The sequence below is a fragment of the Arthrobacter sp. P2b genome (genome assembly GCF_900168295.1).
Lineage (GTDB): Bacteria > Actinomycetota > Actinomycetes > Actinomycetales > Micrococcaceae > Arthrobacter.
Window position 1 is genome coordinate 499,033 of sequence record NZ_FVZL01000002.1, and the last position, 12,915, is coordinate 511,947.

Below are 12,915 nucleotides of genomic sequence, written 5' to 3' on the forward strand. Positions count from 1 at the left end.
GCCGGCCTCAGGGGGTCTGGACGGCGGCGACGACGGCGTCAATCACCGATTCCACCGGCACCTGTTCGGCCACCGCATCAAAGTTGAGGATCAGCCGGTGGCGCAGGACCCGGTGGGCCAGTGCCTTGACGTCCTCGGGGAGGACATGGTCCCGGCCGTTCAGCAGAGCCACCGCGCGGGCGGCCTGGCTGAAGGCGATGCTGGCGCGCGGGCTGGCACCGAATTCGATGAAGCCGGCCAGCCGTTGATCGATGTATTGGTGGGCGTTGCGGGTGACGAAGACCAGTCCCACGATGTAGTTGATGATGGACGGGTCAATGTAGATGCGGCGGACCAGTTCCTGGACCCCGGTGACGGCATCCAGCGAGGCCGCTGCCGGGGGCGTCTGTTCAGCGGTGAAGACCCCCGCGTCGATGCGGCGGATGATTTCTGCTTCCTCGGCCGGCGACGGGTAGTCCAGCACGTCCTTGAGCATAAAGCGGTCCATCTGGGCTTCCGGGAGCTGGTAGGTGCCCTCCTGCTCGATGGGGTTCTGGGTGGCCAGCACCAGGAACGGTGAGGGGAGATGGTAGTCCTGGCCGCCGATGGACGTCTGCCGCTCCTGCATCGCCTCCAGCATGGCGCTCTGGGTCTTGGCGCTGGAGCGGTTGATCTCGTCCAGGAGCACGATGTTGGCGTGGACCGGGCCCAGCTGCGTGACGAAGGTTCCCTTGGCAGCGTCATAGATTTGGGTGCCCACGATGTCGCTGGGCAACAGGTCCGGGGTGCACTGGATCCGGCGGAACTCCGCGCTGACCGCTTCAGCCACGGTTTGCGCCGCCGTGGTTTTGGCCAGGCCCGGAACGCTTTCCAGCAGGATGTGACCCCCGGTCAGCAGTCCCACCAGCAGCGATTCCCGAAGCCGGGCCTGGCCCACCACTTTAGCCTCGAAACTCCTGGAGATGCTGGCCACCACCTGTTGTGCCCGGGCCAGCTCCGCCGGTTCGATTCTCGCGGACGCGCTGGTCTGGAGCACTGTCATTCCCCCTGGTGAACTGTTGATGGCTGTGCCGGCCGGACGGCTGCACTCCGCCCGCCATCCTATCCAAGTCCCCGCCCCCGGGTGCGGCAATGGGGACCCCTCCCCATCCGGGGAATGCAGGTCTATCCTTTTGCCATGAGTGAGCTTCCAGCCAGCTACAAGGAGTTTCTCGCCGACAAAAGCGAGATGTTCATCAGCACCGTCAAGCCTGTCCTGCAGCAGTCCGCGGCAGACCGGCTTCACGGAGTCCGGGTTGTTTACAACCCCGGCGCCACGGGCCACCAGGCACACCTCGACGACAGCATTCCCTTCGGCGTGGTGGTTGAGGACATCGACTAGCCCCTGACCGCTCCGGACAGTGCAAAGGAGCCGCCGGCGCCCCTGGCCACGATGACGTACAGGGCCAGCACCGGCAGTGAATAAAGGATGGAGAACGCGGCCAGCTGGCCGTAGGCCACTGCACCATGCTGTCCGAAGAAGCTGTAGATGGATACGGCTGCCGGCTGCCGTGCCTCTGACAGGAGCAGCACGAACGGCACGAAGAAGTTCCCCCAGGCCTGGATGAAGACGAAGATGAACACCACGCCCAGGCCTTGGCGCATGAGCGGCAGAACAATGGTCCGCAAGGCTGTCATCCGCGACGCTCCGTCCACCCAGGCAGCTTCTTCCAGGGACAACGGAACGCCGTCCATGAAGTTCTTCGTCATCCAGATCGCCATGGGGAGGGTGGTGGTGGCCATGAAGAATATGGTTGCCGGCATCGAATCCAGCAGTTCCAACTGCACGAACAGGCCGTAGACGGGCACCATGATGGCGGTGATGGGAAGGCACGTCCCGAAGAGGACGGCGTACAGGAACGGTGCGTTGAACCGCGACCGGTAGCGGGACAGCGGATAGGCAGCCAGCACGGCGGCCACCAGCGTTACCGCTCCGGTTCCGGCAGACAGCACCATGCTGTTCCACAACGGCTGAAGCAGCAGCTGCGGGGTCAGGACCGCGGCGAAGTTGTCCAGCCCGGGCTGCCGCGGCACTTTGGTTTCGTGGCCGGCCTCCGGGTCCAGGGAACCCAGGACAAGCCACAGCAGCGGCAGCAGGAAGCAGGCGCCCACCAGCAGCAGGGCCAGGTCGGCCGGGGCGGAGCCGCGGCGGAGGCGTGCCCTGAGTACCGGGACAGGGTCAGGCTGTTGTGTTCTGGCAGGGGCGGTCATGGCCGGGGCTCCCGGAGCAGACGGATATAGGCTGCCCCAAACACGCCGCCGATGATGATGAGGACGGAGGCCACCGCGGTGCCGTAGCCGATGTCGCCGAATTTGAACGCTTCCTGGTAGGCGAGAACGGGCAAGGTGGTGCTGGCATTGGCGGGTCCGCCGGCCGTCATCACCCAGATCAGCGTGAACACGGCCAGCGTCTGCAGCGTGATGAGCATCAGGTTGGTGGCGATGCTGCCCCGGATCATGGGAAGCGTGATGAAAACCAGCCGCTGCCAGCCCCTGGCACCGTCCATCTGGGCGGCTTCGGTCACCTCAGCGGGAACGTCGTTCAGGGCCGCCCGGTACACCAGCATGGAAAAGGCGGTGCCGCGCCACACGTTGGCCAACATGATGGCCACCATTGGATACGCGTACAGCCAGTCCGCCTGGGCAAGGCCCAGTCCGCCCATCAGCTGGTTCAGTGTTCCGTCCCTGCTGAAGTAGGCGTAGGCGGCGAAGGCGGCCACGATTTCCGGAAGGACCCAGGCGGCCACCACGGCGGTCCCAACCAGGGAGGATACTGCAGGGCGGGCCCGCCGCATCAGCACGGCGATGGCGAGGCCCAGCAGGTTCTGGCCCAGCACCGCGGAACCTCCCACGAACAGGACCGTGAGCGCCAGCGAGAGCGGGAAGGCGGGGTCCGCCAGCAGCCGCTGATAATTCTCCAGCCCCACCCACTCGGGATTCCGGGCGCTGCGGCCGGTCAGCCCGGCGTTGGTGAGCGAAGCCTGGAAAGCCCAGAGCACGGGGCCGGCGAGGAACACCAGCAGGAGCAGGATGGCAGGGAGGACCGGCAGGTAGCGGAGCGACTGCCGTGTCCGGTGGCTAACGGGCACAGGCTACTTCCGGACGGTCTTGTCGCCGCCCACAATGTCCGTTACCGCTGCGTCGTAGTCCGCGGCCGCCTGCTCCGGGGTCCTGCTGCCGGTGATCACGGCTTCGGTTGCCTCCTGGACAGCCGCCGAGATCCGGGGATAGTCGGACGTTGCCGGACGGTAGCGGGTTACGGAAACAAGGTCAGAGACGTCCTTCACGAACGGGTTGGCATCCTGGTAGCTCGAATCCGCCGCCACATCCGACCGGACAGCGATCTGCGAACTTTCCACGGTGAACGCGAGGGAGTTCTTCTCGTTGAGCGCAGTGGTGAGGAATTTAAACGCCAGGTCAGGTTCTTTGGTTCCGGCACCCACTGCCAGGGTCCAGCCGCCGGACATGCTGACGGCGCCGGGCGCCTGGCCGTCCCGGGTGGGGAACGGGGCCACGCCCATGTCCTGTTCGTACCCGGGCCATTCGTAGCTTCCGCCCTCTTGCCAGAACGACGGCGCGTAGGAGCCTTCCACGGTGGCGCCCAGCTTCCCGTTGGGGAACCACTCGCCGAACACCTTTTTCCAGACGTTGGCGTCCAGGGCCTCAGCCGGCGACACTGCGAGTTTCTCGTCGTACAGGGTTTTGAGGAAGGCCAGGGAGTCAGTGAAGCCAGCCGAGCCCACAACCCACTTCTTCGATTCCTCGTCGTAGAGGCTGGAGCCGGTACCGTAGAGCAGTTCGTAGAAACCCTGCATAACGGTCCCCTCGCCGGTGCCCTTGCCGGCGTACATGTTGAACGGGATCACGGAGGGGTCGTTGGCTTTGATCTTCCGCGCGGCGTCCAGGATGTCCTGCCAGCTGCGCGGCTGCCAGGGGTCGCTGATGCCGGCGGCTGCCAGGACTTTTTTGTTGTACCAGATGGCCCGCGTGTCGGTACCCAGCGGCACCGCGTAGGTGCCGCCGTCGTCCGCCTTTCCTGCGGCCTTGGCGGCGTCGTTGAACGTGTCCCAATCCGCCCAGCCGTCAAGGTGGGTGTCCAGCTTCAACACGTAGCCGGCGTCGACGTCGGAGCGGACCTTGAAGGTGTCCTCGTAGAACACGTCCGGCGCGGTGGACGGCGAGCGCAGGGCGAGGGCCAGTTTGGTGCCGTAGTCGTCGTCGTTGCCCTGGATGGGCTGCAGCTCGACGGTGACCCCTTGGTTCGCCGCTTCGAACTCCTGCTTCGCGGCCTGGAACATGGTGTCCAGGGCCGTGAAGGAATCCGTCTTCTGGTAGACCACCTTCAACGTCCTGGACTCTTCGGCGGCCGGACTGCCCGGAGTGCAGGCCGTCAGGGCAACCAGCGCGGAGGCGATCAGGGACATTGTCTTCAGGGCCCGGCGACGCATGGTGCTCCATTCGGTCTAAAGCTGCGGACCCCTTTGTCAGCGGGCCCCAGCCGCGGCAATATGCACATGCTAGATGGGCGGGGTGCCGCAAGCAAGGCGCCCGCGAAATGCGTCCTGTCAGCTCTCCAGCAGGAGCCGCTGGGCGCGGGGCGCAAGCGTGTGCTCCAGGACCAGCGACGCCGCACCAATGGCGCCCACGTCCTCCCCTACACCCGTGCCAACAACCTGGATGGGGTGGATCAACCGCGCCGCACTGTTGGCATCCAGCAGCGGAGGCACCTTCTCGAGGAAACGCTCTGCCATGCCGCTCCAGAACGGCCCGCCGAAAACCACCCGCTCGACGTCGAGCGTATTAGTGACCACCGATACCGCCCGGGCAACCAGCACGGCGGACTTGTCAATGATGGCGGCAGCACGTTCGTCTCCGCCGTCCGCCAGTTCGCACAGCCTGGCGAAGCTTTGCTGGATCTCGGCGCCGCTGTTGCCCGAACGCGAGCCGTCCAGGATGCCTGCCGCCTCCGCTTCGGCCACCAGCACCTTGGGAATGCAGGAGGATTTCACGCAGCCCCGCTGCCCGCAGTCGCACAGGGGTCCGTCCGGGTCCACCACAATATGCCCGATTTCGCCCGCGTTGCCGGACGTTCCGCGCACCACCTCGTCATTGAGGACAATGCCGCAGCCGATGCCGGTCCCCATGTACATAAACACGAAGCTGCCGGCGCCGCTGGGGCCGCCGGCCCAGGTTTCAGCGACGGCGGCGCTGGTGACGTCCTTGTCCATCAGCACCGAATAGCCCGTTGCCTCGGACAGCGCGTTGCGCAGTTCCACGCGGTCCCAGCCGGGAAGCAGCGGCGGATCCACCACCGTGCCGTTGTCCAGGTCGATGGGGCCCGGGGCTGCAACACCCACGCCCGCAATCCTGTCCCGGTCCACGTCCGAGTCGGCGACGATCTGTGAGATCCCGGCGGCGATGGTGCTGATGATGACGGAAGGATCGTTGCCGCCTGGAGTCTTGATCCGGGAATGCCGGACCACCGCTCCCACGAGGTCCAGGACCACGAAGGTGCTCACGGCTGGGTCGAGGTGGACGCCCACGGCGTACATGCCGCCGGGGTTCAGGCGCAGGATGGTGCGGGGTTTTCCGGGGCCGCTGCCCTCCTTGCCTGCCTCGACGATGAGGTTCTGGTCGAGGAGCCGGCGGGATATGTTCGAGATAGTCTGGGGCGACAGGCCCACGATCTGTGCGAGCTCCACCCGGCTCAGGCCGCCCGAGGACCGGCGGATGGCGTCGAGGATGACTGTGAGGTTGAAGTCCCCCATCCTGGGCAGGTTGGTTCCGCGCCTCGGTGAGGATTGGCGGATCTCAGTCACAGTGTCCCCTAAAGATCTTCGGCCACGTGGTTGTGGTGCTGCTTGAATCGTACGTTAAGCGTGGGCACAGACCCATAGGCGGGACCGTGGCGTGGCATACCTTGTGGATACCTTTACCGAACACTGCGCCGGACGCTCCGGGTCACCGTGAACTTGGGGTTTTGGCCCTTGATGGCGGTGGGGCCCACGTACCGCTCCAGTGCCGGCAGGTAAGGCAAGTGGCGGTTATAGACCGTCCACAATTCCCCGCCCGGCGTCAACACCCGGCCTGCGGCTTCGATCATTTTCAGCCCCGCGCCCGCATGCACGCCGGCACCCACGTGGAAGGGCGGATTGAGCAGCACGAGATCCGCACTGCCTGCCTCCATGGTGCTCAGCGCGTCATCCTGGAGGCCGCCGATCCGGCTTTCCAGTCCGTTGGCGCGGGCCGTTGCCAGCGCGGAGGCCACTGCCGCAGCCGACTGGTCCGTGGCCGTCACCCGCGATTCCGGATAGTGCCTGGCATACATCGCTGCGAGGATTCCGGTGCCGCAGCCCAGGTCGATGGCGTGGCGGGCGGGCTTCATCGACGGCAGGAACGTCAGCAGGAACCTGGTGCCGATGTCCAGCTTTGGGCCGGCGAAGACCGCTCCGTGGGCCGCCACGTCAAGGTCCAGCTCAGCGAGGTGTTCGACGACGGGAAACCGGTCCGGAGCGGGTGTCGCCTTGGGGCCCGTGGCCAGGATAACGCGGGACTTCTGCCGGGCGAGCTGGGGCTGGACGGTATGGAAGTACCGTTCAAGGACGGCATTCATGCCCAGGGACATGTGTTTCACCCGGCCGCCCGCCAGCAGCACCACGCCGGCGGGCGCATACCGGGCGACGGCCCCCGCAATCTGCTCCAGCTCGGCCAGGGTCTTGGGCAGCTGCAGGAGCACAGTCTGGGCACCTGCCAAAAGGTCTGGACCGAGCGGCACGTGCCGGAAGCCGGCCGGCTCAGTCGTGCCGTTCCCAGCCCCTGGCACGGGCCCCGTGCCGGCAGCCCGCAGTTCTTCCGCGTTGAGGCGCAGGGCCCGTTCGCCGGTGATCAGGTCCTGGTGCACGAGGACGCCGGCGGTGTTGAGCACAGCCAGCGCGCCCAGGGTCAGGGCACCGTAGCGGTCACCTACGACAGCCACCGTGCTGCCCTCCTTCACATGGTCCGCCGCCGTTTCCAGCAGCAGTCGGTCGGTAGCATCCCACGCCTGGAGGTTGGGCGCTTCCACGTCGGGCCGCCGCCGAAGGATCCCAAAGACGTCCTCAAGCCTGTCTGGTGCCACGTAATGCCTGCCGCTTTCTTCTGTCCCTGATGCTCCCGCGCTGCCTGGCGCGTTCCCGCGACGGGTCAGCCCCACGTTACCGTTTCCACGGCGGGAGCCAGTCCGGGCAGCTTCAGGATTGCGGCAACGGCCGCCCGGCCGGCCCGGTTGGCCCCGATGGTGGACGACGACGGGCCGTAACCTACCAGGTGCACGCGCGGTTCGGCTGCCACCTGCGTCCCGTCCATCACGATGCCTCCTCCGGGCCCCCGCAGGTGGAGCGGGGCAAGATGTTCCAGCTCGGCCCGGAAACCTGTGGCCCACAGGATGACATCCGCCTTCAGGAGGTTCCCGTCCGCGAGCCGGACGCCGTCCGGCTCAATGGCGGCGAACATGGGCTGCCGGTCCAGGGCACCTCGGGCCGCCGCCGCGCGGAGTGCCGGCGTCCAGATCAGCCCTGTTACCGACACCACGCTCTGCGGCGGCAGTCCCTTGCGTACCCGCTCTTCCACGAGTGCAACGGCATCGTGGCCTGCGCGGGAGTCGAACTCCGCGTCGCGCCACACCGGTGCCCGGCGGGTGAACCAGCTGGTGGAGGTGACCTGGGAGATTTCGTCCAGCAGCCCGACAGCGGAGATCCCACCGCCCACCACGATGACGTGCTTGCCGGTGAACTCTTCGGCTGCAACATAGTCGGCCACGTGCAGTTGCCTGCCCCGGAAGGTGGACTGGCCCGGGTAAATGGGCCAGAACGGCCGCGTCCAGGTCCCGGTGGCGTTGATGACTGCCCTGGCTGTCCAATCCCCGCGTGATGTGTCGAGCTGCAGCCTGCCGGCCGGATCATCGTCTTCCCGGCTCACCGCCCGCACTTTGACCGGGCGCTGGACGGACAGGCCCAGTTCCTCCTCGTACTCCCGGAAATAGCGGGTGAGGAACTCCGAACTGGGCTCCCTGGGATCGACGGCGGGCTTCGCAATGCCGGGAAGATCGCTGATGCCGTTCACAGTGGCCATGCGCAGGCTCTTCCAGCGGTGCCGCCACGCACCCCCCGGTCCTTCTTCGGCGTCGAACATTACATGGCTGACGCCGCGGCGCTGAAGGTGGTAGGCGGCCGACAGGCCTGCCTGGCCCGCACCAATGACGGCAACATCGGTTTGGGCGGCGGTCACTCCCCCATGATAGCCGCGCCCCATACGGGCGTACCTGCCGGACAAGGCACGGGGACCTGGACGGAACCTTTGGCAAAAATTTACAGGCCGCTCCCTGACAGCGCGGCGCGCCGGCTTTAGGGTAGGCCCATGGAACCGGCCCGGGAGGGCATCGGAAGCAGGCCCTCCCCGCGGGCGGCCTCAGCGGAAGAAAGGCACCACCATGACCACAGACCGCGGCGCAGCCGCCCGGCTAGCCACAGCCCTGGGGATAGTCCTGGGAACCGAACAGATACCGCTGCGCCTGCGTGCCTGGGACGGCTCGGAAGCCGGCCCGCAGGAAGCGCCGGTCCTGGAATTCCGCTCCCGCCGCGCGCTGCGGCGGATTCTGTGGTCTCCGGGCCAACTGGGACTGAGCAGGGCGTATGTTGCCGGCGAGATTGATGCGCCCGGCGATATCTTCGAGGCGTTTTCTGCTCTGAGCTCGGCCGGCAAATTCGCGGAGCCGGGTCCCTTCCGTCCCCCCACTGCGGCTGAGCTGTGGACCTTGGTTCGCACCGCCATTCGCCTGGGAGCCGTGGGACCCAATCCCGCGCCTCCGCCGGAGGAGTCGCGGATCGCCAGGAAGGGGAGGCTGCACTCGCGCCGCCGGGACTCGGCTGCGATCTCACACCATTACGACGTCGGCAATGACTTTTATGGCCTCGTCCTGGGGCCGTCGATGGTTTACTCCTGCGCGGTGTGGCCCGAAGACGCCGACGAAGGGCAGGGCGCGGGTTCGGGCGCCAGGTTGGTGGAGGGGCTCGATGCCGCGCAGGAAGCCAAGCTGGACCTGGTTTGCCGCAAGCTCGGGCTCAAGCCGGGGATGCGTGTGCTGGACGTGGGCTGCGGCTGGGGCAGCTTCGCCCTCCACGCGGCAGGAAAGTACGGGGCCACGGTGGTGGGTGTGACGCTCTCCTCCGAGCAGGCCAACCTTGCACGCAAGCGGGCAGCCGAAGCGGGGCTCACCGAAAAGGTGGACATCCGGGTGCAGGATTACCGGGACGTCACGGATGGGCCCTTCGATGCCATCAGTTCCATCGGGATGTCCGAGCATGTGGGGCGGGAGCAGACCCCAGGATACGCTTCGGCCTTGTTCGCGCTGCTCCGCCCGGGCGGCCGCCTGCTCAACCATGCCATCTCCTGGAATGCCGGGCCCACCAGCCCTGACCCGGATTCGTTCCTCCCACGGTATGTCTTTCCGGACGGCGAGATGATCAGCCTGGGTGAGATGGTCACGGCGCTCGAGGGGGCCGGCTTCGAGATCCTTGACGTCGAGGCGCTGAGGCGGCACTATGCGCTGACCCTGCGTGCTTGGGTCAAACGGCTGGAGGACAGCTGGGAGCAGGCCGCCAGGCTGTCCGGGCTGGGCCGTGCACGTGTGTGGCGGCTGTACATGGCATCCAGTGCCATCGGTTTTGAAAACGGCCTGACGGGTGTCAACCAGGTTCTGGTCCAGCGCCCGGGCGGGGAAGAACCTCCTCTGCGACGTACCGCCTGGCTCTGACGGGAGCCCCGCTGGCTTAAACAGAAGAGGAACCATCCTGTGGTGGATGATTCCTCTTCTGTTCTCCTGACGGAGATGTCCGGTGGAGCTGAGGGGACTCGAACCCCTGACCCCCTGCATGCCATGCAGGTGCGCTACCAGCTGCGCCACAGCCCCGAACTTTCGCTGTTCCAGGCGATTCCCCCGGAGCAACCTGATCAGCTTAATGCACTTTAGCCCGATGCGCCAATCGGGGGAATGTGAAGGCTTTTGGCGGATCTTTGAAGCGTACGCCTCCGGCGGGCTGGGTCCCAGCGGCGTCAGCGGGGTCCCACCGGCGCCAGCGGGGCAAACAAAAAATCCGCCGGAATCAAATGATTCCGGCGGATTATCCGGTGGAGCTGAGGGGACTCGAACCCCTGACCCCCTGCATGCCATGCAGGTGCGCTACCAGCTGCGCCACAGCCCCGAATTATTGCTGCTCCCAAGAGCTTTCTTCCGGGCTTCCCCGAAGCAACTCAAATATCTTAGAACAGCAATTCCGAAAATTCCAAATCGGGAATATTCGGCGTGTTTCCGCGGATCTACTCGGTCTCGGAGGCGGCCGTGGCCTTGGCCGAGGCGTCGTCACCCAGCTGGAGGTCCACCACGGGGCAGTCCTTCCAGAGGCGTTCCAGGGCGTAAAACACGCGGTCTTCTTCATGCTGGACGTGGATGACCAGGTCCGAGTAGTCCAGCAGGACCCAGCGGCCACCGGAGCGGCCTTCGCGGCGCACCGGACGCAGGTCCTGCTTGGCCAGCTCCTCCTCAATGCCGTCCACAATTGCATTGACCTGGCGTTCGCTCGGCGCGGATGCGATGAGGAAGACGTCGGCCAGCGCCAGGCGCTCACTGACGTCCAAGGCAACGATGTCCTGGGCGATCTTGTCCGCGGCGGCCTTGGCGGCAGTGCGGGCTATGGTGATGGATGAATCTGATGCAGTCACGGGACTCCTTGTTGGTTTAAAAAGTATTGGTGCTGACCGGTCAGCTGGACATGCCGCTGACGATCAGGAAAATGCCTGAGATGAGCGCCACGAGGCCGAACAGCAGGATGCAGAGCTGCAGGATCCGGTTCCGCTTGGCCCGGGCAAGCCCGGCGGTGGCCGCATCCAAAGGATCGAGTCCGTAGGCCGAGCTGGCCGGAACCCTGGGCAGATCCTCCACCAGGCCCTCTGCCGGGTTCTCGGGAAAGACCACCGGTTTGGGGCGGGTGGCTGCCCTGGCAGCAGCTTCCGCCCGGGCGATAACCTGCGAACGGCCCGATGCGGCGTCTGCCGCGGCAGCGTTCGGGCGGCTGGCGGGGCGCCGCTTGCCGGCACCTCCCGGCTGGGCCTTAATTCCCGGCTGGGCTTTTGTATCGGGCTGGACCTTTGAACCCGGCCGTGTGGTGACGGGGACATGGGAAGTTGCCGGCGGTTTCATGACCGGACGATCGACGCCCGGCACCTGCACAAACTCCAACGGGGTCACCATTGCCAGGTTGTTGGCCGTTGAAGGCGCGGGCCGGTCCTTGGCTCCGGGTTCCCTGCCGGGTGCCGCGGGTGATCCTGCCTGTTCGGCCAGCTTCTGCTTGGCCAGGGCCCGGCGGTTCATGACGGCGGCACGTTCGGCCAAGGCAATCTGTTCCGCGAGGATGTCCGGATCGACCGCTTCCGGATCCAGGGAAGCGATGTGCTCCATCTTGGCGATCTGGTTCTTTGCCTGCTCGGCGATGAGTGCCCGCGCCTGCAATGCCTGTTCAACAGTCATCCCGTCGGGGACCCCGGAACGGGACCCGGATGTGGCATTGGCTGTAGCGGCGGTGCTCTTGGGGGTGGGACCGGCAGTTTTCGCGGCCGGCTTCTTTTCCGCTGCCGCGGGAGTGGACTGCGGGGATCCGGTGGCCAAGGGTCCGGCAGCCGGACCGTTTTGTGCCGTTCCGGCCTGCGCCGACGCACCGGCCTGCGCCGACCTACCATCCTGGACTGAGGGACCGCCTGCGGGCGGCACGATGGGGTTGGCCGCGGTCAGCGCCTGTTGCTTGAGCTGCTGCAGCCTGAGCTGGCGCCGGGTAGGCGCGCCGCCGGTGGCGAGCTGGCCTTCTTTTTCTTCCAGCTCCTTGATGGTGCGCAGGGCTGCACGGTCCCGCGCGCGGATCTGTGACGACCGTTGAGTGTGGGTCTGGTCGGGGGCGGAACTGGAGCCGCGGCCCGGCTGCCCGGCGGCCGGTTGGCCTGCCGCGCCCGGGGTGGCAGGCTGCTTCGCGGCCGGCTGCGGTGCGGCCGCCTGCGGTTGTGGGGCCTGCGGTTGTGGGGCCTGCGGTTGTGGGGCCTGCGGTTGTGGGGCCTGCGGTTTATGGGCAGGGGGAAGCTGGTCCGTGCCTGTGGACACGGACGCCTGCTGGGCATCCCTGGCCTTCCGGAGTTCCCGGCGGCTGCGGATGGGGGGCTGTTCCTGACTCATTGAGAACTCATTCAGTACTGGCTGGTTCACGTGCTTCGGAAGTAAACTCATTCCCGCTCGCCGGCGCATGGGCATAGAGACCGTACTTGGCGATGTACTGGACCACGCCGTCCGGCACCAGGTACCAGACGGGGTTGTTCGCTGCAACGCGGGACCGGCAATCCGTTGACGAGATCGCCATGGCCGGAACCTCGAGGAGGCTGACATCGTCCCGTCCCATGCCGTCCAGGACATGGCCGGGCCGCGTCACACCCACGAAATGGGCCAGCGACCACAGTTCATCGATGTCCTTCCACGACAGGATCTGCGCCAGCGCGTCGGCCCCCGTGATAAAGAACAGGTCGGCGTCCGGGCGCTGCGCCCGCAGGTCACGCAATGTGTCAATGGTGTACGTGGGGCCGGGCCGTTCGATGTCCACCCGGCTCACGGTGAACCGCGGATTGGAGGCGGTGGCGATGACGGTCATGAGGTACCGGTGCTCGGGCTCGCTGACCTGTTTGTGGGACTTCTGCCACGGCTGGCCGGTTGGGACGAAAACCACTTCGTCCAAATCAAACTCGGCAGCCACTTCACTGGCTGCGACCAGGTGGCCGTGATGGATGGGATCAAACGTCCCACCCATCACGCCCAGCCGAAGCCTGCCG

The 12,915-nt window shown here is 66.3% G+C and carries 12 protein-coding genes and 2 tRNA genes; 2 read left to right on the top strand and 12 right to left on the bottom strand.

Translation table 11 applies throughout. The features are described from left to right. Nucleotides 1-7: 7 nt before the first annotated feature. A complete protein-coding gene (locus tag B5520_RS06925; protein ID WP_079596424.1) occupies nucleotides 8-1,015 on the bottom strand; it encodes an AAA family ATPase in 1,008 nt (335 codons plus the stop codon). 141 nt (nucleotides 1,016-1,156) lie between these two features. Here B5520_RS06925 and B5520_RS06930 point away from each other — a divergent pair, with 141 nt between their 5' ends. Further along, complete coding sequence (locus B5520_RS06930) at nucleotides 1,157-1,360, top strand: hypothetical protein (RefSeq protein ID WP_079596425.1); 204 nt, start codon at nucleotides 1,157-1,159, stop codon at nucleotides 1,358-1,360. Here the strand turns inward: B5520_RS06930 and B5520_RS06935 are convergent. The 6 genes from B5520_RS06935 to B5520_RS06960 all read right to left on the bottom strand — a co-directional run bounded on the left by B5520_RS06935 (nucleotide 1,357) and on the right by B5520_RS06960 (nucleotide 8,283). After that, nucleotides 1,357-2,229 (bottom strand): carbohydrate ABC transporter permease, encoded by an 873-nt coding sequence (locus B5520_RS06935; RefSeq protein WP_079596311.1) that lies wholly within the window; start codon nucleotides 2,227-2,229, stop codon nucleotides 1,357-1,359. The two genes, B5520_RS06930 and B5520_RS06935, sit on opposite strands and share 4 nt — an antisense overlap. Beyond that, entirely contained in the window at nucleotides 2,226-3,107 is an 882-nt protein-coding gene (locus B5520_RS06940) for a carbohydrate ABC transporter permease (RefSeq protein ID WP_079596312.1), read from the bottom strand. Before B5520_RS06940 ends, B5520_RS06935 begins: the two co-directional genes overlap by 4 nt. Nucleotides 3,108-3,110: 3 nt before the next feature. Then, nucleotides 3,111-4,466, bottom strand: coding sequence for an extracellular solute-binding protein (locus B5520_RS06945; RefSeq protein ID WP_079596313.1), 1,356 nt, complete (start codon nucleotides 4,464-4,466; stop codon nucleotides 3,111-3,113). Between the two features lie 117 nt (nucleotides 4,467-4,583). After that, nucleotides 4,584-5,786 (bottom strand): ROK family transcriptional regulator, encoded by a 1,203-nt coding sequence (locus tag B5520_RS06950; RefSeq protein WP_079596314.1) that lies wholly within the window; start codon nucleotides 5,784-5,786, stop codon nucleotides 4,584-4,586. A 164-nt stretch (nucleotides 5,787-5,950) separates the two neighbouring features. Next, nucleotides 5,951-7,135 (bottom strand): class I SAM-dependent methyltransferase, encoded by a 1,185-nt coding sequence (locus B5520_RS06955; protein ID WP_079596315.1) that lies wholly within the window; start codon nucleotides 7,133-7,135, stop codon nucleotides 5,951-5,953. Nucleotides 7,136-7,200: 65 nt separating this feature from the next. Beyond that, a complete protein-coding gene (locus B5520_RS06960; RefSeq protein ID WP_254865495.1) occupies nucleotides 7,201-8,283 on the bottom strand; it encodes an FAD-dependent oxidoreductase in 1,083 nt (360 codons plus the stop codon). Between the two features lie 202 nt (nucleotides 8,284-8,485). Between B5520_RS06960 and B5520_RS06965 the strand changes: the two genes are divergently transcribed. After that, nucleotides 8,486-9,808, top strand: coding sequence for a class I SAM-dependent methyltransferase (locus tag B5520_RS06965; protein ID WP_079596317.1), 1,323 nt, complete (start codon nucleotides 8,486-8,488; stop codon nucleotides 9,806-9,808). 83 nt (nucleotides 9,809-9,891) lie between these two features. Here the strand turns inward: B5520_RS06965 and B5520_RS06970 are convergent. The 5 genes from B5520_RS06970 to nadD form a co-directional block, all read right to left on the bottom strand. Further along, a tRNA-Ala gene (locus B5520_RS06970) sits at nucleotides 9,892-9,964 on the bottom strand. A gap of 219 nt (nucleotides 9,965-10,183) precedes the next feature. Then, nucleotides 10,184-10,256 (bottom strand) — tRNA-Ala (locus tag B5520_RS06975). A 115-nt stretch (nucleotides 10,257-10,371) separates the two neighbouring features. Further along, nucleotides 10,372-10,773 (bottom strand): ribosome silencing factor, encoded by a 402-nt coding sequence (gene rsfS, locus B5520_RS06980; RefSeq protein WP_079596318.1) that lies wholly within the window; start codon nucleotides 10,771-10,773, stop codon nucleotides 10,372-10,374. A 40-nt stretch (nucleotides 10,774-10,813) separates the two neighbouring features. Further along, on the bottom strand, nucleotides 10,814-12,271 hold the full coding sequence (locus B5520_RS06985; RefSeq protein WP_079596319.1) for a hypothetical protein: 1,458 nt from the start codon (nucleotides 12,269-12,271) through the stop codon (nucleotides 10,814-10,816). A 7-nt stretch (nucleotides 12,272-12,278) separates the two neighbouring features. Continuing rightward, nucleotides 12,279-12,902 (bottom strand): nicotinate-nucleotide adenylyltransferase, encoded by a 624-nt coding sequence (nadD, locus tag B5520_RS06990; RefSeq protein WP_303048423.1) that lies wholly within the window; start codon nucleotides 12,900-12,902, stop codon nucleotides 12,279-12,281. Nucleotides 12,903-12,915 lie beyond the last annotated feature (13 nt).

Excerpts from the sequence above, each read along its gene's own strand:
- B5520_RS06930 (WP_079596425.1), top strand. The coding sequence starts at position 1,157 with ATGAGTGAGCTTCCAGCCAGCTACAAGGAGTTTCTCGCCGACAAAAGC.
- B5520_RS06935 (WP_079596311.1), bottom strand. The coding sequence starts at position 2,229 with ATGACCGCCCCTGCCAGAACACAACAGCCTGACCCTGTCCCGGTACTC.
- B5520_RS06945 (WP_079596313.1), bottom strand. The coding sequence starts at position 4,466 with ATGCGTCGCCGGGCCCTGAAGACAATGTCCCTGATCGCCTCCGCGCTG.
- B5520_RS06950 (WP_079596314.1), bottom strand. The coding sequence starts at position 5,786 with ATGGGGGACTTCAACCTCACAGTCATCCTCGACGCCATCCGCCGGTCC.
- B5520_RS06965 (WP_079596317.1), top strand. The coding sequence starts at position 8,486 with ATGACCACAGACCGCGGCGCAGCCGCCCGGCTAGCCACAGCCCTGGGG.
- B5520_RS06985 (WP_079596319.1), bottom strand. The coding sequence starts at position 12,271 with ATGAGTCAGGAACAGCCCCCCATCCGCAGCCGCCGGGAACTCCGGAAG.